At 36.9% G+C, this 24016-nt stretch carries 23 protein-coding genes and 1 other annotated feature; of the genes, 20 read left to right on the top strand and 3 right to left on the bottom strand.

Annotated features, from left to right (window positions below; translation table 11 throughout):
• Positions 1 to 110: 110 nt before the first annotated feature.
• From E8M05_RS07005 to E8M05_RS06975, 7 genes are all read left to right on the top strand, one after another.
• Positions 111 to 1037, top strand: coding sequence for a glycosyltransferase family 2 protein (locus tag E8M05_RS07005; RefSeq protein ID WP_003065433.1), 927 nt, complete (start codon positions 111 to 113; stop codon positions 1035 to 1037).
• Between the two features lie 57 nt (positions 1038 to 1094).
• On the top strand, positions 1095 to 2684 hold the full coding sequence (locus E8M05_RS07000) for a beta-carotene 15,15'-monooxygenase (RefSeq protein WP_003065432.1): 1590 nt from the start codon (positions 1095 to 1097) through the stop codon (positions 2682 to 2684).
• Positions 2685 to 2766: 82 nt separating this feature from the next.
• Positions 2767 to 4107 (top strand): GBS Bsp-like repeat-containing protein, encoded by a 1341-nt coding sequence (locus E8M05_RS06995; protein WP_003065431.1) that lies wholly within the window; start codon positions 2767 to 2769, stop codon positions 4105 to 4107.
• 115 nt (positions 4108 to 4222) lie between these two features.
• Positions 4223 to 7201 (top strand): GBS Bsp-like repeat-containing protein, encoded by a 2979-nt coding sequence (locus tag E8M05_RS06990; protein WP_003065430.1) that lies wholly within the window; start codon positions 4223 to 4225, stop codon positions 7199 to 7201.
• 12 nt (positions 7202 to 7213) lie between these two features.
• Complete coding sequence (locus E8M05_RS06985; protein ID WP_003065429.1) at positions 7214 to 7795, top strand: DUF6287 domain-containing protein; 582 nt, start codon at positions 7214 to 7216, stop codon at positions 7793 to 7795.
• A 161-nt stretch (positions 7796 to 7956) separates the two neighbouring features.
• Complete coding sequence (gene pepT, locus E8M05_RS06980; protein ID WP_003065428.1) at positions 7957 to 9174, top strand: peptidase T; 1218 nt, start codon at positions 7957 to 7959, stop codon at positions 9172 to 9174.
• Positions 9175 to 9227: 53 nt separating this feature from the next.
• Positions 9228 to 9719 carry an EbsA family protein gene (locus E8M05_RS06975; protein WP_003065427.1) on the top strand — a complete coding sequence of 164 codons (492 nt, stop codon included), beginning with the start codon at positions 9228 to 9230 and terminating at the stop codon, positions 9717 to 9719.
• Here E8M05_RS06975 and E8M05_RS06970 read toward each other — a convergent pair.
• A complete protein-coding gene (locus tag E8M05_RS06970) occupies positions 9706 to 9903 on the bottom strand; it encodes a ferredoxin (protein WP_003065426.1) in 198 nt (65 codons plus the stop codon). The genes E8M05_RS06975 and E8M05_RS06970 overlap by 14 nt on opposite strands.
• Before the next feature lie 44 nt (positions 9904 to 9947).
• Here E8M05_RS06970 and E8M05_RS06965 point away from each other — a divergent pair, with 44 nt between their 5' ends.
• The 5 genes from E8M05_RS06965 (at position 9948) to rplT (ending at position 12471) form a co-directional block, all read left to right on the top strand.
• Positions 9948 to 10430 carry an SAG1386/EF1546 family surface-associated protein gene (locus E8M05_RS06965; RefSeq protein WP_003065425.1) on the top strand — a complete coding sequence of 161 codons (483 nt, stop codon included), beginning with the start codon at positions 9948 to 9950 and terminating at the stop codon, positions 10428 to 10430.
• A 15-nt stretch (positions 10431 to 10445) separates the two neighbouring features.
• Positions 10446 to 11126, top strand: a complete 681-nt coding sequence (gene cmk / locus E8M05_RS06960) for a (d)CMP kinase (RefSeq protein ID WP_003065424.1) — start codon at positions 10446 to 10448, stop codon at positions 11124 to 11126.
• 23 nt (positions 11127 to 11149) lie between these two features.
• Positions 11150 to 11277: a sequence feature (ribosomal protein L20 leader region), on the top strand.
• 14 nt (positions 11278 to 11291) lie between these two features.
• Positions 11292 to 11822 carry a translation initiation factor IF-3 gene (infC, locus tag E8M05_RS06955; protein ID WP_003065423.1) on the top strand — a complete coding sequence of 177 codons (531 nt, stop codon included), beginning with the start codon at positions 11292 to 11294 and terminating at the stop codon, positions 11820 to 11822.
• Positions 11823 to 11859: 37 nt separating this feature from the next.
• On the top strand, positions 11860 to 12060 hold the full coding sequence (rpmI, locus tag E8M05_RS06950) for a 50S ribosomal protein L35 (protein ID WP_003065422.1): 201 nt from the start codon (positions 11860 to 11862) through the stop codon (positions 12058 to 12060).
• A gap of 51 nt (positions 12061 to 12111) precedes the next feature.
• Positions 12112 to 12471, top strand: a complete 360-nt coding sequence (gene rplT / locus E8M05_RS06945) for a 50S ribosomal protein L20 (RefSeq protein WP_000124839.1) — start codon at positions 12112 to 12114, stop codon at positions 12469 to 12471.
• Positions 12472 to 12839: 368 nt separating this feature from the next.
• Here rplT and E8M05_RS06935 read toward each other — a convergent pair whose 3' ends face one another.
• On the bottom strand, positions 12840 to 14984 hold the full coding sequence (locus tag E8M05_RS06935; RefSeq protein WP_041973134.1) for an LTA synthase family protein: 2145 nt from the start codon (positions 14982 to 14984) through the stop codon (positions 12840 to 12842).
• Positions 14985 to 15118: 134 nt separating this feature from the next.
• Between E8M05_RS06935 and E8M05_RS06930 the strand changes: the two genes are divergently transcribed.
• The 8 genes from E8M05_RS06930 (at position 15119) to E8M05_RS06895 (ending at position 22625) form a co-directional block, all read left to right on the top strand.
• Positions 15119 to 16282, top strand: coding sequence for a class I SAM-dependent rRNA methyltransferase (locus tag E8M05_RS06930; protein ID WP_003065403.1), 1164 nt, complete (start codon positions 15119 to 15121; stop codon positions 16280 to 16282).
• Entirely contained in the window at positions 16279 to 16956 is a 678-nt protein-coding gene (gene aroD, locus E8M05_RS06925; protein WP_003065401.1) for a type I 3-dehydroquinate dehydratase, read from the top strand. Before E8M05_RS06930 ends, aroD begins: the two co-directional genes overlap by 4 nt.
• A complete protein-coding gene (locus tag E8M05_RS06920; protein WP_003065398.1) occupies positions 16946 to 17815 on the top strand; it encodes a shikimate dehydrogenase in 870 nt (289 codons plus the stop codon). The genes aroD and E8M05_RS06920 overlap by 11 nt, the downstream gene beginning before the upstream one ends.
• A gap of 22 nt (positions 17816 to 17837) precedes the next feature.
• Positions 17838 to 18905 (top strand): 3-dehydroquinate synthase, encoded by a 1068-nt coding sequence (gene aroB / locus E8M05_RS06915; RefSeq protein WP_003065397.1) that lies wholly within the window; start codon positions 17838 to 17840, stop codon positions 18903 to 18905.
• Between the two features lies 1 nt (position 18906).
• A complete protein-coding gene (gene aroC / locus E8M05_RS06910) occupies positions 18907 to 20073 on the top strand; it encodes a chorismate synthase (RefSeq protein ID WP_003065395.1) in 1167 nt (388 codons plus the stop codon).
• 80 nt (positions 20074 to 20153) lie between these two features.
• Positions 20154 to 21260 (top strand): prephenate dehydrogenase, encoded by a 1107-nt coding sequence (locus tag E8M05_RS06905; RefSeq protein ID WP_003065393.1) that lies wholly within the window; start codon positions 20154 to 20156, stop codon positions 21258 to 21260.
• An 11-nt stretch (positions 21261 to 21271) separates the two neighbouring features.
• Complete coding sequence (locus E8M05_RS06900; protein WP_003065391.1) at positions 21272 to 21610, top strand: YlbF/YmcA family competence regulator; 339 nt, start codon at positions 21272 to 21274, stop codon at positions 21608 to 21610.
• 97 nt (positions 21611 to 21707) lie between these two features.
• A complete protein-coding gene (locus E8M05_RS06895; RefSeq protein WP_003065389.1) occupies positions 21708 to 22625 on the top strand; it encodes an L-lactate dehydrogenase in 918 nt (305 codons plus the stop codon).
• 37 nt (positions 22626 to 22662) lie between these two features.
• Here the strand turns inward: E8M05_RS06895 and E8M05_RS06890 are convergent, their stop codons facing one another.
• On the bottom strand, positions 22663 to 23907 hold the full coding sequence (locus tag E8M05_RS06890; protein WP_003065388.1) for a bifunctional folylpolyglutamate synthase/dihydrofolate synthase: 1245 nt from the start codon (positions 23905 to 23907) through the stop codon (positions 22663 to 22665).
• Between the last annotated feature and the right edge of the window lie 109 nt (positions 23908 to 24016).

Genomic DNA, 24016 nt, shown 5'->3' with positions numbered 1-24016 from the left:
ATAGTTAGCTACTTGTTATAGTGTAATTTTATTTACCGTTGGACTATTGCTATATATTCTGTTGTAAGTTATTCATAAATTCACAGTTTGCATATCTTAGAGAGGTTATTATGAAAAAACTATCTATCGTTGTTCCTTGTTACAATGAGCAAGAAACAATTTACCCATTTTTGGAAGAAACTCAAAAAGTCGAGCAAAAGTTAAAAAATCATTTGGTATTTGATTATATTTTTGTTAATGACGGTTCAAAAGATGAGACATTGAACGTATTGCGTGATGTTGCAAGTCGTTTTCCTAACGTTCATTATCTATCTTTCTCACGTAACTTTGGGAAAGAAGCAGGGCTTTTAGCAGGGCTTGAGGCAGCTGATGGTGATTTAATTACTGTTATGGATGCGGACTTACAAGATCCACCTGAGCTTTTGATTAATATGTATCAGAAGATTTTAGAAGGCTATGATGTTGTTGGAACACGTCGCGCCGACCGTAAAGGTGAACCAGTCATTCGTTCTTTCTTTTCTAAGATGTTTTATAAAATAATAAATGCTGTTTCAGATACTGAGATGGTAGACGGTGCGCGTGATTTCCGTCTGATGACTAGACAAGTTGTTGATAGCATTTTAGAACTTGGTGAAGTCAATCGTTTTTCAAAGGGAATTTTCTCATGGGTTGGTTACAATGTGACTTACATTGCTTATGAAAATCGTGAGCGTGTCGCTGGTGAAACGTCATGGAACTTTTGGAGTTTATTAAAATACTCAATGGAAGGGTTCATCAACTTTTCTGAAGCGCCATTGAATCTTTCTTTGTGGGCTGGTGCAGTATCATTTTTAGCATCAATTTTAGGAATTTTATTTATTATTGTTCGAAAATTGACTATCGGTGGTAGCGTCACTGGTTGGGCTAGTCTAGTTTGTATCATCTTGTTCATTGGTGGTATTCAACTGCTTGCTCTCGGAATCATTGGAAAATACATTTCCAAAATTTTCCTTGAAACCAAAAAACGCCCAGCTTACATTGTAAAAGAAAAAGGGTAAACTATCTTGACTATTTTAAGAGATAGCAATTATTTATAAAGGGGTTTTAGGAAATTTATGTTAAAGAAATGCCATGATGTAATCATCAATTTACTTCATGCTTGGTCACTGCTTTTATTTACGATGATTACTTTAATTAGTTTATTTTATCGAACTTTTATCCCAAGATATTCAGAATTGGCTGAAATAAAGCAAAATCGTTTGTTTCTTCTAATTCTTTTTCTTGCTCTTGGGATATTTTATTTTGTAATAGCCAATCTAAGAAAGAGTAGTGCAAAAAGGATCTTTTTTCTAGGAGTACTTGCATACACTATTTTTGCTATTTATTTATTTCTTTCGGTATCGGGAATTTTAAGAAATGACGCTGTAGCGGTATATGATGCTGCTCGTGGTTTAAATAATGGTGATTTTAGTTATTTGGAAATAAATTCTTATTTGTATCGATTCCCCCATCAATTAGGTTTAGTGACCTATGAAAGAATTATTTTATTACTTACAGGTGCAAAAAATGCTAAGATTTTCTTTCTTTTGAATTATATTATGATTATTGCTATTAACTATTTAAACTGGAGAGTAACGAAAAAACTCTTTGATAATGAAGAAATTTCAAAAATATCAATTGTGATATCATTTATATTTTTACCACAGTTTTTTTCAATACTTTTTGTGTATGGATTAGTACCTGGGCTATTTTTTTCCATGATAGCAATATATTGTTTAATCGCTTATTTTGAGAAAAGACAATTAAGATTCTTGGTTAGCTTAATCATCGCACTCACTTGCGCAACGGTTATTAGAAATAATTATATTATTTTGGTTGTTACGATAAGCATTATTTTAATTCTGGATGCAATTAATCATAAAGCTTTCCCCTCTTTTTTAGGAATAATCGTTTTATTTACAATGCTTTCTGCAGCTAATACCAGTATCGATAGTCACTATAAAAATTTATCAAACGGAAGTGATATTTCTGGCACACCACATATCGCTTGGATTGCAATGGGATTAGATGATAATCCAAAATCTCCTCGCTTACCAGGCTGGTACGATGAATCAATAGATAATGTGTATGTAGAAAACAAAGGAGACTTTGAAAAAATTAAAATTTTAAGTCAATATAAGGTTAAAGAACGCTTGGCTTATTTAACTGGTCACCCTAAGTATGCATGGGATTTCTTTGCAACAAAAGTTCTTTCAACTTGGACAGAAGGTTTATTTCAAAGTATCTGGTCAGGTCCAGCTCCAGCTCTTAACCAAGGAGTGAGGACTTTTCTTTGGAAAAGTGTATATAATGGAAAGTTTTTCTATAAATTCTTTTCACTTTTTAGTACTGCAATACTGTTTTTGATTTATTTTGGAAGTTTAGTATTTCTATTTTATTTAGTTGGTTCACAAAAAGTGGTAAATTCCCTCATTTTTTATCCGTATATTTATTTTTCAGGAGGCTTTCTTTTTCATATCGTTTGGGAAACTAAAAGTCAATACGCTTACCCTTATATTGTATTACTATTTCCCGTCGCTGCATTTGGTCTATTTAAATTTCCACAACTGAAGAAAACAGTTCTTTGGAAGAGAATAGTTCAAAAACTAAGATTAGTTTTATTTTCTTTAAGTGATACTATTGAGAATGCGAAATTAAATAAATAATTCTATATTTTTCACCGATTTTATAGCTGTTTTTCCGAATTATATAGTGTAAACACATTATACAAAGAAGGAGAACAGCTTTTTGAGTAAACTTAAAACAGCTTTATTGTCAACAGTTGTACTAGGTGCGACTTGTCTTTCACATCCCGTTTTTGCTGATCAGCAAGGGAATGCCATTGTTTCTAAAACTAATTTTGATTCTGCAAGTAAAACATTTGAAGTTACAGCGCAGCAGTCAGATAACGGAAAAGCAATCAAAGGGATTAGTGTTGCTATTTGGTCTGAAGAAAATGGTCAAGATGATTTGAAGTGGTACACAAATTCAAATGTATCAGGGGGGAAAGTCAAAGTTCAATTTAATTTAGCAAATCATGGTAATCGTGCAGGAAATTACATCACGCATATTTATACAAATTACACGGACGGTAGTTGTTCAGGAGTTGCTTTGGAGAATACTAAGATTAACCCGAAAGCACCGCAAATTTCCGTAAAAAATGGTGCTATCCAAATGACAACAGATATTTATGCACCATCAAATGGTCAGATTAAATATGCAGTTTGGTCTGAGGAGAATGATCAAGATGATTTAAGATGGTATGAAGATAGTGGTAAAGGAATTACGCAAGCAGATTTGAAAAATCATAACGGATATGGAAGATATTTTGTTCATACTTATTTATCTCAAGGTGGGAAAATGATTGGAATTAATGGTCAAGACATTGTCATTAATAAACAAGAAGTTTCGTATCAGATTAACAAAGTTAACGATACAACTTACGATGTATTAGTAACTAATGTGCCAGAATACATTACTTCTATCGCTGTACCTGCTTGGTCTAACGCAAATGGTCAAGATGATATAAAATGGTACACTACTACTAAAGTAGATAATGGGACATATAAGGCGCAAATCAATTTAGCAAATCATGGTTATGCATCAGGAGACTATAGTGTCCATATCTATGGTCAAAATGCGATTACTAATAACTTTGAAGGATTGAAAGGAACTTCAGGTTTTAGAGCAGACAATGTTCCAAATCAGAATGCTACCCCAACCCCTCGTATCACGACTTACATCAATGAAACGAATACTTACCCTGTTGGTCAGTGTACTTGGGCGGTGAAATCATTAGCACCATGGATTCCGAATTGGCTTGGAAATGCTGGTGGCTGGGCTACAAATGCCAGAGCTAAGGGATTTAGGACTGGTTCAACGCCACGTGTGGGGGCGATTGCAGTTTGGCCCAATGATGGAGACGGTTACGGTCACGTAGCTTATGTGACAGATGTAGCTAGTAATACACGTATTCAAGTTAAAGAATCTAATTACGCTGGAAATCAATACATAGCGAATTTCCGTGGTTGGTTTAATCCACTTGATTCATTTTGGGGTGGAAGTGTAACCTACATTTATCCAGATTAATCATAAGGCGGCGATTTTGAAGTCGCTATTTGTTATATTGCATTTATATGCGCTTGAATGCCATAAAGATTCATGTTACAATGGTGAAAAGGAAGTAAAAAAGAGGAGGAAGCATTTGAAAAAGAATGTCCTGCGAAGTTGTCTTTTATCGCCAGTGATTATCGGAGCTTTTCTAAGCTCAGGTTTAGTTTTGGCAGATGAAAATACAACGATTTCTACAACAGCTGAGAATATTCAAGCGGAGCAAGTTTCATCAACGACAGAAAACAATTTTGCAGATACATCTGTATCCGAAGTAGAACAAGCAACGGAATCGTTATTTGAACAGTCGCTTGTAGAAGATAGCGGTAACGAAACAACGGTTTCTGAAAATAATTCTTCAATAGATTCAGCAACTACAGACACAACAGATGCGACAGTAGTAGCTAATGAGTCAGGGTTGTCTGATATGTCAGATAACCCTAGTGCTAATAAAAAAGCAGAAGAAGTCAGTGAGGATTCTCAAACAGCAGAAGTGGTAGAAACAAGCACTACAATCACTAGTGCTGTGGATGAAGAAGCTACGGAAGATGACAATGAGACTGAAACTTTGACTGTGAATACTGATACTGTTTCTGAAGTCAATACAGCAAGTCTTGCGACGTCATTGGTGCAATCAACAGCAAAGAAAGTGACTTCAACCCAGACTCAAAAATCATTAGTAGAGGCTTCTGTTTCTGGAAATACGCTTTCCATTCAATATAATGGAATTATCACAGCAGGAGAATCTCTAAAATTTGCGGTTTGGTCTGACAATAATGACCAAGATGATTTGGTTTGGTATGATGCAGATGCTTCTGGTGCGGCTTATATCGATTTATCAAATCATAAAGATTACGGTATTTACAATATTCACACCTATTCTTTCAAAAATGGTCAAACTACTGGTTTGAATGCTATGACTGTAACGGTGGCACGGCCAGAAGTCACAACAAATATTACACAAACGAGCAATGGCAATTTCACCATTACAATTAACAATGTGCCTGATAGCATCACTAGTATTTTAGTGCCTGTTTGGTCTGATAAAAATGGCCAAGATGATATAAAATGGTATTCTGCTACACAAACTGGGATAGGAACTTACCAAGCTACGATTTCAGTTGCCAATCATAATAGTAACAATGGTCATTATAGCGCCCATATTTATGGACAAAGCAGTATCACAGGTGGCTTAATTGGTTTGGCAGTAACGTCTGGTTTTGATAATGTAGATACTCGTCCTAATGCCACAGTTTCAGTTGTTAATTATTCTGAGAATAAAACAACATTTGATGTCGTTGTCACTGGTAGCTCTGCAACAAAAACAATCACATCAGTTGCTATCGCTGTCTGGTCAGAGGATAAAGGGCAGGACGACCTTATCTGGTACACACCAATGATTACCAATAATTCTGCGCGTGTAACGATTGATATTGCTAATCATTCTAACACATCAGATATTTACAATGTTCACGTTTATACTGACTACGCTGACGGTACACGTGTGGGGCAAGTTTTGGGAGCTTATCAAATTACAAAACCAACGCCTAAAAACGATGTGACGGCAACCCTGACAAGTGATGGTATTGCTTTAACATTGGATTCTAATACCGTAACGGATTATAGCAAGGTTAAATTTGCGGTTTGGTCAGATGACGAAGGTCAAGATGATTTGGTTTGGTACGATGCAAGTTCTTCTGGAACAGCTTTAGCATCATATGAAAATCATTCAGGATATGGAACTTATCATATTCACACGTATTCATTTGAAACAGGTAAAGCCGTTGGTTTGAATGCGACAGATATTATTATTGAAAAGCCAAATGTTCAAACAACTATTACTAAAGTTGATGACAATACCTACAAAGTCACGGTGACAAATGTGCCAATTTATATCAAATCAGTATCTTTACCAGTTTGGAGTACGGTAAACGGACAAGATGATATTGATTGGTTAACTGCAACTAAAGAAGATTCATCAACTTATACTGGTACCATTTCATTGAAAGATCATCATTATGATTCAGGTGACTACAATGTTCACGTTTATGGGCAAAGCAAACTCGGCAATCATTTTATCGGCTTAGCTGTAACCAAAGGTTTTACAGTCACAGAAACAAGTGCAACAGCACCAACAATAACTGTTTCAAATTATGCTAAAGATAGTGGAGTATTGACTGTTACAGTCTCTGAGACAAGCACAAGTAAGCAATTGAAATTCATTCGTGTAGCGGCTTGGTCAGAAAGTGATCAATCTAACCTTTACTGGTACACAACATCAGATATTACTAATGGCACAGCAAGCTTAACAGTAGATGAAAAGTATCATGATTACATCAAAGGTGATTATACGGTGCATGTCTATGTTGATTTTAGTGATGGGACAACATCAGGTTATAATCTAGGTAGCTATACTTTTAATGCAGACCAACCTGTTCAGCAAGAGTCGTCCTATTTCATTGACATCAGTAGTCATAATGGCGTTATTTCAGTTAGTGAATTCCTATCATTGAAGAGTCAAGGAATTACAGGTGTGGTTGTTAAATTGACAGAAGGAACAAGTTATACCAATCCATATGCAAGTTCTCAAATTAGCAACGCACAAGCAGCTGGTTTGAAAGTTTCAGCTTATCATTATTCACATTATGAAACGGCTGCGGAAGCTAAAGCCGAAGCGCAATACTTTGTTTCGGTTGCAAAATCATTAGGGCTTTCAAGTTCAACAGTTATGGTTAATGATATGGAAGCTTCAGAAATGCTAAATGGAGATATTAATGCTAACACGCAAGCTTGGAAAGAAGAAATGACTCGCCTTGGTTATGGTGACTTGGTTTACTATACAATGGCAAGTTGGTTGGATATCAAGGGCGGAAAAGTTAGCACATCAACATTTGGCATGTCTAATTTCTGGGTAGCTCACTATGTTTATGGATACACCTATTTAGATCAAGAAACGGCTAAATCCCTTGCTTATTATTCATCAGCAGCGGCATGGCAATATACAAGTGTATCACCTAAATTATCACATGCTTTAGATGAAAACATTGATTATACTGGTCGCTTCACATGGTAAAGGAGGTTACCAATGAAAAAGAAATTGAGATGTTACCTAACCTTACTTTTGTCTTTAGGATTGCTAGCGGCGTGTTCTACGCATTCGCAAAATAGTACCAATCAGAGTTCTTCGTCAACTACCGTAAGTAGTAGTGTTAAGAAATCGACAAGTTCAAGTGAGACAAGTACATCATTAACTGTTTCATCTGAATCAGAAGAAGCATCATCAACGGAAAGTTCATCATCAACAGAAGTTACGTTAGCCCCAATTAATACAGGTGCTATTTTGAAAGCAGACTATTCAACAATGGCTGGAACGTGGCAGAATGCTTCTGGGGAAACTTTGACGTTTAATGATGCAGGATTGGCAACAGAAGGGTTAACGGCTGATTTTCTGGATATTGATCAAAATGGAATCTTACTCTTAGATGTTCAAACAGGGTCAAAAACAAATGTGACACTTTACATTGTACCTGCTAATACTAGCTTTTCTAGTGATTATTTGAACGGACAAAGTGATAATTCTGAGGTATCAAAAGACCGTATAATTTCTTCTGCCGATATTAGTTCTGGAGATATCGCTAACAAAGCTTATTATCATGTATCAGAATAAAAGTCTTAAATTTTAAAACGAACTCGTTTATTAATTTTATGACTCGTTAAAAAACAGTCCACTGGACTGAACTCGTTCATTAATTTCAAGACTCATGAAAAAACAGTCCACTGGACTGCTTTTTTATGCTATAATGGTAATGAAAAAAATAGAGGTGAATAATGTCTTACGAAAATTTATTAAATCGTTTTTTAAGCTACGTGAAAGTGAATACGCGTAGTAATCCTGATAGTACTACAACACCTTCAACTCAGACTCAAGTTGACTTTGCATTAAACGTTTTGAAGCCTGAGATGGAGGCAGTTGGTTTGCAAGATGTGCACTATTTGACAAATGGCTATCTTGTTGGTACTCTACCAGCTAACGATGCAACAAAAACACGTAAAATTGGTTTTATCGCACACATGGATACAGCTGATTTCAACGCTGAAGGTATCAAACCACAAGTTATTGAAAATTATGCAGGTGGCGCTATTGAACTTGGTCAATCTGGTTATGCCCTCAATCCAGAAGAATTTCCTAATTTAAATAACTACCTTGGTCAAACCTTGGTAACAACTGACGGAACAACCCTTCTTGGTTCTGATGATAAATCAGGTATTGCTGAAATCATGACAGCCGTTGAATACTTGGTAGCTCATCCTGAAATCAAACATGGTGAGATTCGTGTTGGTTTTGGTCCTGACGAAGAAATCGGTGTCGGTGCTGATAAATTCGATGTTGATGATTTCAACGTTGACTTTGCTTACACGGTCGATGGTGGACCACTTGGCGAAATTCAATACGAAACATTTAGTGCAGCTGCTTTGGAAGTTGATTTCATGGGACGTAACGTTCACCCAGGAACAGCTAAAAATCAAATGATTAACGCTTTGCAACTAGCGATTGATTTCCATAATCAACTACCAGAAAATGAACGTCCTGAAAATACAGAAGGCTATGAAGGATTCTTCCATTTACATGGTACGGAAGGTACTGTGGAAAAAGCGCACAGCTCATATATTATCCGTGATTTTGAAGACGACTCATTTGAAAATCGTAAAAAATTGGTTCAAGAAATTGCTGATAAGATGAATGCTGAATTAGGTAAAGAAAGTGTCATTGTCAATCTTCATGACCAATACTACAATATGAAGAAAATCATTGAAAAAGACATGACACCAGTTGAACTTGCTAAGGAAGTCATGGAAGATTTGGAAATCAAGCCAGTTATCGAGCCAATTCGTGGCGGAACAGATGGTTCAAAAATCTCATTTATGGGAATTCCTACACCAAATCTATTTGCAGGTGGTGAAAATATGCATGGCCGCTTTGAATTTGTCAGTCTTCAAACAATGGAAAAAGCTGTGGATGTTATTGTCGGCATTGTCCAAAAATAACCTTAAGCTTTACATAAGTATTGTTTGTTAGAATCGACTAATGGAGGACTGTTATGATTAAAATCTTTGGAAAGATGCGATACCATTGGCAACCTGAGTTATCTTGGTCAATTATCTATTGGTCAATTGCCGTAGCGCCAATGTTTATCGGCTTATCATTACTGTTTGAGCGGACAAAAATACCAAGTCAATTTTTTATCTTATTTGCTATCTTTATTGTGCTGGTTGGTCTTGGTTTTCATCGGTATTTCGTTATCGAAGACAATGGAAGATTACGGATTGTTTCTTTGAATCCTTTTAGAAAATCAAGCGTAGCGATTGCGCAGATTAAAAAGATTGAAGTCAACAAATCTGGGATTATCATAAAAATCAAAAATCAGCCAGATCGTATTTTTTATATGAGAAAATGGCCTAAGAAATATTTTTTAGATGCTTTGGCAGTTCATCCTGACTTTTTTGGCGAAGTAGAATTGATAGACAATTTTATCAAGCTAGATTACTTCGAAGTTTACAAGGCTAACGAAAAAGCTCCTACAAAATCGTAAGAGCCTTTGTTGGGCAGGACCTGATAGCAGTGAGGGCGTCTTGATCTGAGTTAGGAACAACTTTTTCTAAGTCCTCAGAATCAGAGAATTTGACGATACCGTCATCATGGTAATCAAAAAGTTTAGAATATGTCTGGCATAGGCCACAAGCAATACATTTTTGGGGAATTATTGATACTTTCATAGTATTATTGTAATATGAATTGATTTATTTAACAAGGGGACATTATGGCAAAACAACCGTGGGAAGAAAAAGTAGTTGATGACAACGAAATTAAAATTAGCCGTAAAACAAAAGGCTCTGCTATTAGTACGCCTTTGTTGACAGCGTTGCTTAGTATTTTCTTTGTCATTGTCGTTGCGATTTTGTTTGTTGTTTTTTACACTTCAAATCGTGGTAGTGATAAAGCATCAGAGACGTCGAATTTTTATGGTGCATCATCATCTAGTGTTGTTTCTTCATCGTCAGAGGCGTCATCATCAGAGACAACGACTGATGCGTCATCAACAGAAGCAAGTTCAGAGGATACAACCGACTCTTCAAGCTCTACTGGTAGTGGAGATACTATTACTGTTCTATCAGGAGAAGGTGCAGCTTCTATTGCAGCACGTGCAGGCATTTCAGTTGAAACACTCTATGAGCTTAACCCTGACCACATGACATCGGGTTATTGGTATGCTAACCCAGGAGATGAAGTTTACATTAATTAGGAAGAAAAGGAAATCATGAAATCAATTAGAATTGCGATTGATGGTCCTGCTTCAAGTGGAAAGAGTACTGTAGCCAAGATTATTGCTAAAAATCTTGGCTATACTTATCTTGATACTGGAGCAATGTATCGTTCAGCAACTTATCTAGCTTTGCAAAATGGATTAACAGAAAACAACGTCCAAGAAATTTTAGAAGCTTTGTCTAAGCACCCTATTTCTTTTGGACGTGCCGAAGATGGTAGTCAAACTGTTTTTGTTGGTGACAAAGATGTGACACTTGCTATTCGCCAAAATGATGTGACAAACAACGTTTCTTGGGTGGCAGCTATACCAGAAGTTCGCGAAGAACTGGTTGATCAACAACGTCGCATTGCTAAAAATGGCGCTATCATCATGGATGGTCGTGACATTGGAACGGTTGTTTTACCAGATGCAGAATTGAAAATTTTCTTGATTGCGTCGGTAGAAGAACGAGCAGAACGTCGTTTTAAAGAAAACCAAGAAAAAGGTATTGAAACGGATTTTGAAACATTGAAGCGTGAAATTGCAGAACGTGATTACAAAGATAGTCATCGTAAAGTTTCACCGTTGAAAGCTGCTGATGATGCCATTACTTTTGATACAACTGGTGTTGATATCGACGGTGTTGTCAAATTTATTCAAGAAAAAGCAGAAAAAATCATTGACATGAATTAGTCTATGTGATAGAATAGAAACAATGAGAAAAGCAGAAGTGGGAACTTCTCGCCTTGCGACTAAGGTTGTCTGGCCCAACATGTCAAAGATTCTTTCGGGAATACTATGTATGTACGGGCTTGATTTGTCAAGTCCGTTTTTGTTTTTCTCTAAAAAAATAAAGAGGTGAAAATCATAGCTAAGAAAGATCTATTCATTAACGATGAAATCCGCGTTCGCGAAGTTCGTCTCGTTGGTCTTGATGGTGAACAACTAGGAATTAAACCATTATCAGAAGCACAAGCTATTGCTGATGATGCTAATGTTGACTTGGTTTTAATTCAGCCACAAGCTACGCCACCTGTTGCAAAAATTATGGACTATGGAAAGTTCAAATTTGAGTATCAAAAGAAACGTAAGGAACAACGTAAAAAACAAAGCGTTGTGACTGTTAAAGAAGTTCGTCTTAGCCCAGTTATCGATAAAGGTGACTTTGAGACTAAACTTCGTAACGGCCGTAAATTCCTTGAAAAAGGAAACAAAGTGAAAGTCTCAATTCGCTTTAGAGGTCGTATGATTACTCACAAGGAAATTGGAGCAAAGGTATTGGCGGAATTTGCAGAAAGAACGCAAGATATTGCTATTATTGAGCAACGAGCTAAGATGGATGGACGTCAAATGTTCATGCAACTTGCTCCAATTCCTGACAAAAAATAATTGTCAATTTTAAATATTTTAAGAGGAGAATTCTAAAATGCCAAAACAAAAAACTCACCGCGCATCAGCTAAACGTTTCAAACGTACAGGTTCTGGTGGATTAAAACGCTTCCGTGCGTTTACTTCACACCGTTTCCACGGTAAAACTAAAAAACAACGTCGTCATCTTCGCAAAGCCGCTATGGTGCACTCAGGAGATTTCAAACGTATTAAAGCAATGCTTTCAGGTCTTAAATAAGAATAAAGCATTTACTCAATATTATTAAGAATTATTTGGAGGAGAATATAAATGGCTCGTGTTAAAGGTGGCGTTGTATCACGCAAACGTCGTAAACGTGTATTGAAACTTGCTAAAGGTTACTATGGTGCAAAACATATCTTGTTCCGTACTGCAAAAGAACAAGTAATGAACTCTTACTACTATGCATACCGTGACCGTCGTCAGAAAAAACGTGATTTCCGTAAACTTTGGATCACACGTATCAATGCGGCAGCTCGTATGAATGGTTTGTCATATTCACAATTGATGCACGGTTTGAAATTAGCTGAAATCGAAGTTAACCGTAAAATGCTTGCTGATTTAGCAGTTAACGATGCAGCAGCTTTCACAGCTCTTGCAGATGCAGCTAAAGCTAAACTTGGTAAATAAGAATTAAAACAAACGTAAGTTCTACTTACAATCAATTAAGAGTGCTAAGCTTACAGCTTAGTGCTTTTTTTATTCAATAGAATAAAACATGTGAACTATTTATATCGTTACCTAGTGCGCTATGATTTAGACGTTAAGAATTTTGAAATAGCGTGTTCGGGATTACCGTCGAAAAACGGTGATAAGATATTGTTTGCAAGACAGGATTTATTATTTACTTGTGAGTTCGATTTTGGGTCTGCTAGAGGAGAGTTAGGAGAAGTTAGAAGGTAACTTCGACTTTGGAGATAATGATAATATAGGAGTACAAGAAAAATCCCAATCACTAAATGTAATAGTGATTGGGATTTTTCTTGTACTAATTACGGTTAAGAGTCGTCATCACTTGAGCTTGATGAGCTACTGTGCAGTTGCATATAGCTTGGAGCTTTAAAGAGGTCAACGGTAGATTGGTTACCATTTTCGCTATATAAGCTTGTCGATTCATCACCTAGTTTTTTCTCTATCGATTTCAGGCTCTTCAAGGAGTTGGAGTAGGAAATCGACGAACTATCAACGGTTTCTAAACCAGTATCTGTGTCAAAGCGGAGTAAATCTCCCGTCTGGACTTCGTCACTAACGGAAAGCTGTTTAGCAACGGCATTGCGGATTTCTTTTGTTGCCGCAGTAGTGCTTTCATCTGGATTGGTGATTTCTTCACCAGTCGCTGTGTAGTAGAGATGTCCACTATAGCTTGTGTATGTAGGTGTGATATAATATCCAGCTGTTCTGAGAGCAACAGTTTGATCGTTATCCTCAGAAAGCAAATCTTGTCCAAGTTGAACATAGTTGCTAGTATCGACACCAAGCAAGTGAAGAAGTGTAGGTAAGGCATCAACCTCACCACCATAGGTGTCACTAATAAAGCCGTCTGTGTACCCTGGAATGTGAATCATAAATGGAACACGTTGGAGCATAGCATTATCGTACTCTGTCCAAGTTTCTGAATCTTTACCAAGTAGAGGAGCTAGGCTAGTATTTCTTGAATTTGAAATACCGTAGTGATCCCCATAAAGCACGATAATAGAATTGTCATATAAACCAGATTCTTTTAAGTAATTGAAGAAAGCCTCAATGGCAGAATCAAGGTAATTAGCTGTAGCGAAGTAACCATTAATGGTCTCATCATCAGTTTGAGCTAGTGGGAAACCTTCTTCATCAGATTCTCCGGCTAAGCTAGTGTAAGGATAGTGGTTACTTACTGTGATAAATTTCGTATAGAATGGTTGTTGAAGGTGTTCTAAATACTTAATAGAATCAGCAAACATGTATTTATCATTCAAACCATATTGGAATGAATTTTCATCAGTTTGCTCTTGGAAATATGATGAATCAAAGAAGTAGTCATATCCCCACTGTTTATAAGTATTGTTACGATTCCAGAACGAACCGACATTACCATGGAATACAGCGCTAGTATATCCGCCTGTTTGAGCAAGAATAGAAGGAGCAGCAAACGCTGTATTATCTCCACCATAGTTAACCATATATGATCCACTGCTAAGTCCGAAAAGCGATGTTTCCATTAATGTTTCGGCATCGGAAGTCTTACCAGCCTTAACTTGGTTAAAGAAGTTTGAAAAAGAAATAGTTGAGTTTGAGTGATATAGCGAATTAAGGAATGGTGTTACTTCATAAGATTGTCCATCAACTTCCAGTTTGTAGTCAATCAAGAATTGTTGGAAACTTTCCAAATGAATAACGATAACATTTTTCCCTTGAGCAATACCATAATACTTAGAGTTTGGTGCTGCATAATGTTCTGAGACGTATTCTTTAACCTCGGTCAAATCGTCAGCAGTTGCTTCACTACGTTCTTTTTCAGCTTGATAAGTTTGGTTAGCACTATAGACGGTGAAAGATGGTAAACCAAGCGCTCTAACGACATAGACATTTGAGAAACCACGAGTTAGCAACTCAGGTCTATCAATTTCCGCCATAAAAAGGTTGATAGAGAAAAGCAGAGCCGATAATGCTGTAAATGCAAAACTAGCACGTTTGTTGAAAGGACGTTTATCTGTTTTTATTTTTTTTGTAGCAAATAAAATAATTAAGATAATATAATCAAGGACATAGACAATATCCCAAACTCGCAGTAGATTTAAGGCAGAATCCCCTAAACCAGCAGAAACCTTACTACTTGCAAGCATTGCACTAACAGTAATAAAATCAGAAAACTCACGGAAATAAATGGCGTTAGCGATAAGTAGAATATTTAAAATAGTGTAAATAATCCAACTAACGGCATAAAAAACACGTGTCCTTTTAATATAAAGGCTTAATCCAAGTAAAAGCAAACCAATCGGAATGGGGTTAATTATTGAAAGGAAAACTTGATATAAATTTCCCAAATCAAGACTAAAATCAACATGGTAAGCCCACATGGTTTTTAGCCAATACATAAACAAAAGCGTCAAAATGAATCCCAAGCGTGTGTTTAGCACGTGTGAGATAACTTGTTTCAATTTCTTCACTGTAGGAACTTCCTTTATTTTTTTTCCTAAAGATAAAATCTCAGTTTCAATTATATCATAAAAACTTTTTTGTTATGTGTGAGAAATATAAAATTTAGTAGGAAAAATTCTGAATTTTTGATATAATAGGCTTCATGAACAAACTATACGTGGATTCTTTCGTTGAAAAGAAAATTAAGCGTGGCATTCAACTTTTGGATGGAAGAGATTTTCATCAACTTGATTTTGATAATCAGTCGGTTGCTGTTTACAATCATTCTCATCAATTTCTAGGAACGGCTTACTTGTCTCGACAAAATAAGGGAATCGGTTGGTTTTTAGGTCCAAGAAAAATTGAATTGACAGAATCTTATTTTGTGGACTTGTTTACAAAAGCTAAAAAACAACGCCAAAACTTTGAAAATTCAGATTTAACAACAGCTTATCGATTATTTAATCAAGATGGAGATAATTTTGGTGGTGTGACGATAGATCGTTATGCTGATTTTGTCGTATTTTCTTGGTATAATATGTTTATTTATCAGCATCGCGATGTTATTATAAATGCCTTCCAAAAAGTTTATCCAGCTATCAAAGGCGGTTATGAGAAAATTCGTTTTAAAGGACTTGATTACGAATCAGCTCATATTTATGGTCAAGAGGCACCAGCGTCATTTACCATTTTAGAAAATGGTGTCAAATACAGTGTTTTTATGAATGACGGGTTGATGACAGGAATTTTTCTAGACCAACATGACGTTCGTGATGCTTTGATTAATGAACTTGGACTTGGAAAACGTGTCCTTAATATGTTTTCATATACCGCGGCATTTTCAGTAGCAGCAGCAATGGGTGGCGCTACTGAAACAACATCTGTTGACCTTGCAAAACGCTCACGTGAATTGTCACAAGCGCATTTTGAAGCGAATGGTCTTGATTTGAGTAATCACCATTTTGTGGTAATGGATGTTTTTGAGTATTTCAAATACGCAAAACGTAAACAATTGACTTTTGATTTGATTGTTATTGACCCACCAAGTTTTGCACGGAATAAAAAGCAAACATTTTCTGTCGCTAAAGACTACCACCGTTTGATTAGTCAAGCTTTGGAAGTTATGTCAGAAAATGGCACTATTATTGCTTCAACTAATGCAGCTAACTTGACGGTCGCACAATTTAAAAAGCAGTTAGAAAAAGGCTTTGCTTCTGTTAAACATGACTATGTCCGTTTGCAACAATTGCCAAGTGATTTCACGGTTAACAAAGCAGATGTCAACAGTAATTATTTGAAAGTATTTACAATAAAGGTTAAAAAATGAAAATAGTAGTACCTATAATGCCTAAAAATTTAGAAGAGGCACAGTCGATTGATATTTCGAAATTCGACGAAGTCGATATTATTGAGTGGCGAGCAGATTTCTTAGATAAGGATGACATTATGACTGTTGCGCCAGCTATTTTTGAAAAATTTTCAGGTCGAGAAATTATTTTTACCATTCGTACGGATAAGGAAGGTGGCAACATTAACTTATCTGACGATGACTATGTTGAGCTTTTGAAAAATATTAATGCTATTTACCACCCAGATTACGTTGATTTTGAATATTTTTCTCATAAAGAAGCTTTTCAACAAATGTTAGACTTCCCAAATCTTGTTTTGTCATATCATAATTTTGATGAAACCCCTGAGAATTTGATGGAGTCATTTTCTGAACTAACGGCCCTTGCTCCACGTGTGGTTAAAGTTGCTGTTATGCCACAGAGTAAACAAGATGTGTTGGATTTGATGAATTACACACGTGGTTTCAAAACATTAAATCCAGAACAAGAATACGCAACGATGTCTATGGGAAAACTTGGACGCGTTTCACGTTTTGCTGTTGATGTTTTTGGCGCTTCGTGGTCATTCGCTAGTTTGGATCAAGCAAGTGCGCCTGGACAGGTTGCTCTTGCAGATATGAAACATATTAGGGAGGTACTTGATGCAGATTAATGGATACACGCGCTTAGCTGCGGTTGTTGCAACACCGATTAAACATTCTATTTCACCATTTATTCATAACTATGCTTTTGATAAAACCGGTGTTAATGGTGTTTATGTCGCTTGGGATATTCCTGAAGAAGATTTGGCAATTACGTTAGAAAATGTAAAACGCTATGATATGTTTGGCGTGAACATTTCAATGCCTTACAAACAAAAAGTGATTCCTTACATGGATGAATTGACTGATTCTGCCCAATTGATTGGGGCTGTTAATACGGTTATCAATCGTGATGGCAAATTAATTGGTCACAATACAGATGGTATTGGTTTCTTCAGAAGTCTAGCGACATTTGCTGATTTTGATGTTAAAGATAAAACGATGACGATTCTTGGTGGCGGAGGAGCTGCCACAGCACTCATTGCGCAAGCTAGTCTTAATGGTGCTAGTCATATTAACATTTTTAACCAAACTCAGTTTTTAGAGGCGACACGTGAGAAAGCGCAAGAATTTTCCGATAAAACGGGTGTATCTATCGCTGTTTATCCAGTTGAAGATTTAAAAACAATTCAAGAAAAAGTCTTAGATTCACAACTTTTCGTCAATGCTACAAGCGTAGGTATGGACGGAAAATCAATGATTATTACAGAAAATTTTGAATTTCCAGCAGGTTTGTTGGTTGCTGATACGATTTATCAACCATTTGAAACACCATTTTTGAAATTAGTTCGTAGCAAAGGCTTAACAGCTTTTAATGGTTTAGGAATGCTTTTATTCCAAGCTGCTGAAGCTTTCGAAACCTGGACTGGTGAAACAATGCCTACAGCTGAAATCTGGTCAGCGCTTGAAGAAAAATATAACACGAAATAAGAACAACTGATAGGTGATGCGAATGAAATTGAATGTTAATCTCCCACAGACACCTTATGATATTGTGATTGAAAAAGGTATCTTATCAAAAGCTGGTGATTGGGTCAAAAAACTTTGGAAACCACAAAAAATCGCTATTATTACTGATAATCATGTTGGCAGTTTATATGCTGAAAAGATTAAGCGAAGCATTGAAAATGCTGGTTTTGAAGTGATTGTCTTTGGCTTTTTGGAAGGTGAAGCTTCTAAAAATTTAAAAACAGTTAACAAAGTTTATGAATTTCTTGTTAAAAATGGTATGACACGCAGTGACGGTATTGTTGCGCTTGGTGGTGGTGTCGTAGGAGATTTAGCAGGTTTTGTAGCCTCTACTTATATGCGTGGCATTCATTTCTTACAAATTCCGACGAGTTTAACAGCTCAAGTTGATTCATCTATTGGTGGTAAAACAGGGGTTAATACGCCATTTGCCAAAAATATGGTGGGGACATTTACCCAACCAGATGGTGTTTTAATTGATCCTGAAACTTTACAAAGTCTTGGCAAACGTGAACTCATTGAAGGTATGGGGGAAGTTATCAAATATGGTTTGATTGATGATGTTGAACTTTGGAAAGAATTATCTGCTATGGATGGCTCCCCTGAAAGCATTTTAGAGCATGCTGAGAGTATTATTTACCGTTCGTGCAATGTTAAACGTAAGGTTGTTGTTGAAGATGAACTTGATAATGGTGTTCGCCTTTATCTTAACTTTGGCCATACCATTGGTCATGCGGTTGAAGCGACTGCGGGCTATGGAAAAGTCATGCACGGTGAAGCTGTTGCCATTGGAATGGTACAAATTTCTCGTGTTGCTGAGAAAAAAGGCTTGATGCCTCAAGGTATTACGGAAGAAATTTTTGACATGTGCCAAAAATTTGGTTTACCTACAGATTACGAACCATGGCATGTTGACGAACTTTATAGTGCTTTAGTACATGATAAGAAAGCTCGCGGTAAAATGATTAAGACAGTTATTGTACCAGAGCTTGGTGGCGCAGCAATCAATCAGATTCCACTTGAAGAGATGAAAGAGTATTTGGAGAAGTAAGATGAGATATTTGACAGCTGGTGAATCCCATGGACCACGTTTGACAGCAATTATTGAAGGAATTCCTGCCGGGCTTCCTTTGACTGCTGAGGATATTAATGTTGACTTAAAGCGACGTCAAGGTGGTTATGGGCGTGGTGGACGTATGAAAATCGAATCAGATAAGGTTGAAATCACATCTGGTGTACGTCATGGAAAAACAACTGGTGCTCCAATTACCCTTCATGTCATCAATAAAGACCATGAAAAATGGCTTGATATTATGGCGGTTGAGGATATTGATGATAGCTTAAAAACAAAACGTAAAATTACTCATCCGCGTCCAGGGCATGCTGACCTTGTTGGTGGGATGAAATACCGTTTTGAAGATTTGCGTAATTCTCTTGAACGCTCATCTGCACGTGAAACAACAATGCGTGTAGCCGTTGGAGCGGTGGCAAAACGTATTTTAGCAGAGCTTGATATCGAAATTGCTAATCACGTTGTTGTTTTTGGTGGCAAAGAGATTGATGTTCCAGAGGGACTGACTGTTTCACAAATTAAAGAATTGGCTAGTCAATCAGAAGTTTCAATTGTCAATCAAGAGCGTGAACAAGAAATCAAAGATTATATTGACCAAATCAAAAAAGATGGTGATACTATTGGCGGTGTTGTTGAAACTGTTGTTGGTGGCGTTCCAGTTGGTCTTGGTTCTTATGTTCAATGGGACAAGAAACTTGATGCAAAAATTGCAGGTGCGGTCGTTTCAATCAATGCTTTCAAGGGAGTTGAATTTGGTTTAGGATTTAAAGATGGTTACCTCAAAGGAAGCCAAGTCATGGATGAAATTCTTTGGACCGAAGAAGATGGCTACACTCGTCGTACCAATAATCTTGGTGGTTTTGAAGGTGGTATGACTAATGGACAACCAATTGTTGTTCGAGGAGTCATGAAACCTATTCCAACACTTTATAAACCTTTGATGTCAGTTGATATTAAAACACATGAGCCATATAAAGCAACGGTTGAACGTTCAGACCCAACAGCTCTTCCAGCAGCAGGTGTCGTTATGGAAGCAGTTGTTGCAACTGTTGTGACAGATGAAATTCTTGAAAAATTCTCTTCTGATAATCTTGAAGAATTAAAAGAAGCTGTTGCTCGTCATCGTGATTATGTCAAACATTTTTAAAAATATAACATTTTGACAATAGGAGGGCATTGGCTCTCCAATATTGCTATAAAGATTAGCAAATCAGAAATGGAGTAACTATGGAAAATAAAGTGATTTATATTGCAGGTTTAGGTTTAATTGGCGGTTCCCTTGCCTTGGGAATCAGACGTGACCACCCTGATTATAAAATTCTTGGTTATAATCGCTCTGATAAATCACGCAACGTTGCCCTTGAACGTGGAATTGTGGATGAAGCGACTGCTGATTTTAAAGAATTTGCGCCCTTAGCCGATGTCATTGTATTAGCTGTGCCGATTAAGCAAACTATTGAATTTATTAAGGTTTTAGCTGATATGGATTTGAAAGACAATGTCATTATTACAGATGCAGGTTCTACAAAACGTGAAATTGTCGAAGCTGGTGAAAAATACCTTGCTGGACAAAGCGTTCGTTTTGTTGGCTCTCATCCTATGGCAGGTTCTCATAAATCTGGTGCCATTGCTGCTGAAGTCAATTTATTTGAAAATGCTTATTATATTTTCACGCCGTCAAGGCTGACAGATGCCAGCACAATTGCTGACATGAAAGTTATTTTGTCAGGGCTTCATGCGCGCTACATTGAAATTGATGCTGCTGAGCACGACCGTGTTACAAGTCAAATTTCGCATTTTCCACATATTTTGGCAGCTAGTTTAATGGAACAAGCTGGGGATTATGCTTCGGAACATGAGATGACTAACCACTTTGCGGCTGGAGGTTTTCGTGATATGACACGTATTGCGGAAAGCGAACCAGGTATGTGGACTAGTATTTTACTAACCAATAAGGCTGCGGTTTTAGAACGTATTGATGATTTTAAAAACAGACTTGATGGCGTTGCGGAGCTTATTTCGCAAAATGACGCCGATGCTATTTGGAATTATTTTAACCATGCCAAAGAAACCCGCAAGGAAATGAACATTCACAAACGTGGTGGTGTCGAAAGCGGTTTTGATATTTTTGTTGATGTTCCTGATGAAGAAGATGTTATCTTGGAAATCTTGGAACTACTTCGTGGAACATCTTTGGTTAACATCCACATTAACGAAGAAAACCGTGAGGATATTAACGGCATTTTGCAAATTTCTCTTAAGAATATCAAAGATTTTGAACACGCTAAGAAAGTTATCAGTGAAAATACTGATTATAAAGTTTATGTTAATTAAGGAGAATTACTATGGCAAATATTTATGATTTAGCAAATGAATTAGAACGTGGCATCCGTGCCCTTCCAGAGTATAAAAAAGCTGAAGAAAGTCGTGCAGCGATTGAAGCAGATACGGCAGCTAAAGAACTTTTCAAAGAATTTACAGATTTCCAACAAGGGCTTTATGCTAAATTGCAATCTGGACAAATGCCTACTGGTGATGAACAGGCTAAAATGCAAGAATTAGGAGCTAAAATTGAAACTAATCCAGTTCTGAAAGCTTACCTCGATGCGCAACAAGCTTTGTCAGTTTATGTATCTGACATTGAAAAAATTGTCTTTGGACCTTTGCAAGACCTTTTGAAATAATGATATTTTACAACCTGACATTCTTTGTTAGGTTGTTTTCGTATTTTCTGAATCAAAGGTCTATAATGAGTGATAACTTTATAAGGGGGAATCTTGTATGTCACGTAAGGTCGGAATTATTGGAATGGGGCATGTTGGGTCAACAGTTGCTCATGGTTTGATTGCTCAAGGTGCATTTGATGATTATGTTTTGATAGATATTAACGAAAAGAAAGTTACGGCGGATGCTGTTGATTTTACAGATGCGGCAGCTAATCTCAATCAGCATGCTAATATCGTTGTTAATGATTATCAAGCGTTGGCAGATGCAGATGTTGTGATTTCAGCTTTGGGGAATATTGCTTTGCAGGACAATCCAGATGCGGATCGTTTTGCAGAATTGCCTTTTACAGCAAAACAAGTACCACTTGTTGCTAAAAAATTAAAAGAAGTTGGTTTTAAAGGTATTATTATCGCGATTTCTAATCCTGTTGATGTTGTGACTAGCCTTTATCAACATTATTCAGGGCTTCCTAAGGAACGCGTCATTGGTACGGGAACGTTGCTTGATACAGCACGTATGAAACGTGCAGTTTCAGAACGTTTCGGTGTAGATGCTCGTAGTGTTTATGGCTATAATTTAGGTGAGCATGGGAATTCTCAATTTACAGCATGGAGCCAAGTGCGTGTGAAGGGGCAACCTATTTCAACATTTACAGATGCTAAGACTTTGGACGAAATTGCTCATGAAGCGATGATTGGTGGGCATACTGTTTTCTACGGTAAAAAATACACTAGCTATGGCATTGCAAGTGCGGCAATCCGTTTAGCTTTGGCTATTGTGTCAGATAGCCACGAAGAATTACCAGTGTCAAATTATTATGAACCGCTTGATACTTATCTTAGCTATCCTGCCATTGTTGGACGTGAAGGAATTATCGAGCAAATAAAATTGACATTACCAGCAGAAGAAGAAGCAAAACTTGAAAAGTCTGCCAACTTTATTAAACGTAAATTTTCAGAAAGTCTAAATTAAAGAAAAAAAGAAATCCCATCTGGAAAATCAGGTGGGATTAGTGATTTAACAAGTGATTCCGAACTTCAGAAATGAAATAAAGTGACCCTGTCACAACAAATAAGTCTTCTGGATTGTCATCTACTCTTGAAAGCCAGTCTTTGTAATCAGCAACTTTTGGGTATTGTTCTGGGTAGTCTGACAATGCCTGCGCCTGATAGAAATCAAATGTTGTGACGGTTAAGTCATAGGTGGACAATTCTTCCAGCATTTGTGTTAAAGGCTTGCGATTTAGCCCTGCAAATAAAATGTGACTGTTTTGTTGAGCAAAGTCATTCTTTAGTAAGTCAACTAATTTGGCGATAGAATCTTCGTTATGAGCACCATCTAGCATTAGATTTGGCTTGATGAGTTCACAACGTCCTGCCCAAACAGTCTCTTCCAGACCAGTTTTGATTGTAATTGGTGTAATAGCTGGCAATTGTTTTTGAAGAATCAATGCAGTCATAGCTGCCAAAGAGGCGTTAGTTTTTTGGTGTTTACCAAGCATTTTAAGCTGAATATCTGGAATAATAGTCTGATGATAAATCATATCAAAAGCTCTGCCATTTTCCATAAACGAAAAATCTTTTCCTAACTCATAAATGCTGGACATTGTCTCTTCGGCTTTCTGATAAAAAACGCGGCGAACGGGCTCTGCCATTTTTCCAAAAATAAAGGGAACGTTTGTTTTTAAGACACCTGCTTTGTGCTGAGCAATCTCAGCTAGGGAATTGCCGAGTGTTTCTCGGTGGTCGATGCTGATTGAGGGGCAAATGACAGCTTTGGCTGTGAAAACATTGGTTGAATCGTAAGTGCCACCAATACCAGCTTCGATGACCGCAATATCGATAGGATTAATGACTGCAAAATAATAAAACATGAGAGCAGTGACTAATTCAAATTCGGTCACTTTACCGACCTTGTCTTGAAATTTTGCGCTATCAACAAGTGGTTTAATAGCTTGAACTGTTTTTACCAAATCCTGGTCAGGGATTTCAATGCTATCAATAGCAATGCGCTCATTAAAACGAGTGATAAATGGCGATGTGAAAGTACCAGTCTTGTAACCAGAAGCAGTTAAAATATGTTGTAAAAAGCTTGTTGTTGAACCTTTGCCATTAGTTCCGACGACGTGAATCGCAGGAAATTTATCTTGCGGATTGTCGAGCAATGCTAGTAAATACTGCATCCGCTCAAGGCTCGGACGACGTCCGTTAGCTTTATGAGAATGAATCCAGTTTAACGTTTCAATATAATTCATAACTTTTTGATTAAATTCGTAAAAAAGAGGTGAGAACTTAGTGTACTCACCTCTTTTGAGTGTGATTGAGACGGTTGAAAATCAATAGAAGGAGCAAATAATCGCTGAA

The organism is Streptococcus pasteurianus (assembly GCF_004843545.1).
GTDB lineage: Bacteria > Bacillota > Bacilli > Lactobacillales > Streptococcaceae > Streptococcus > Streptococcus pasteurianus.
This window is presented reverse-complemented; position numbering and strand designations above follow the sequence as displayed.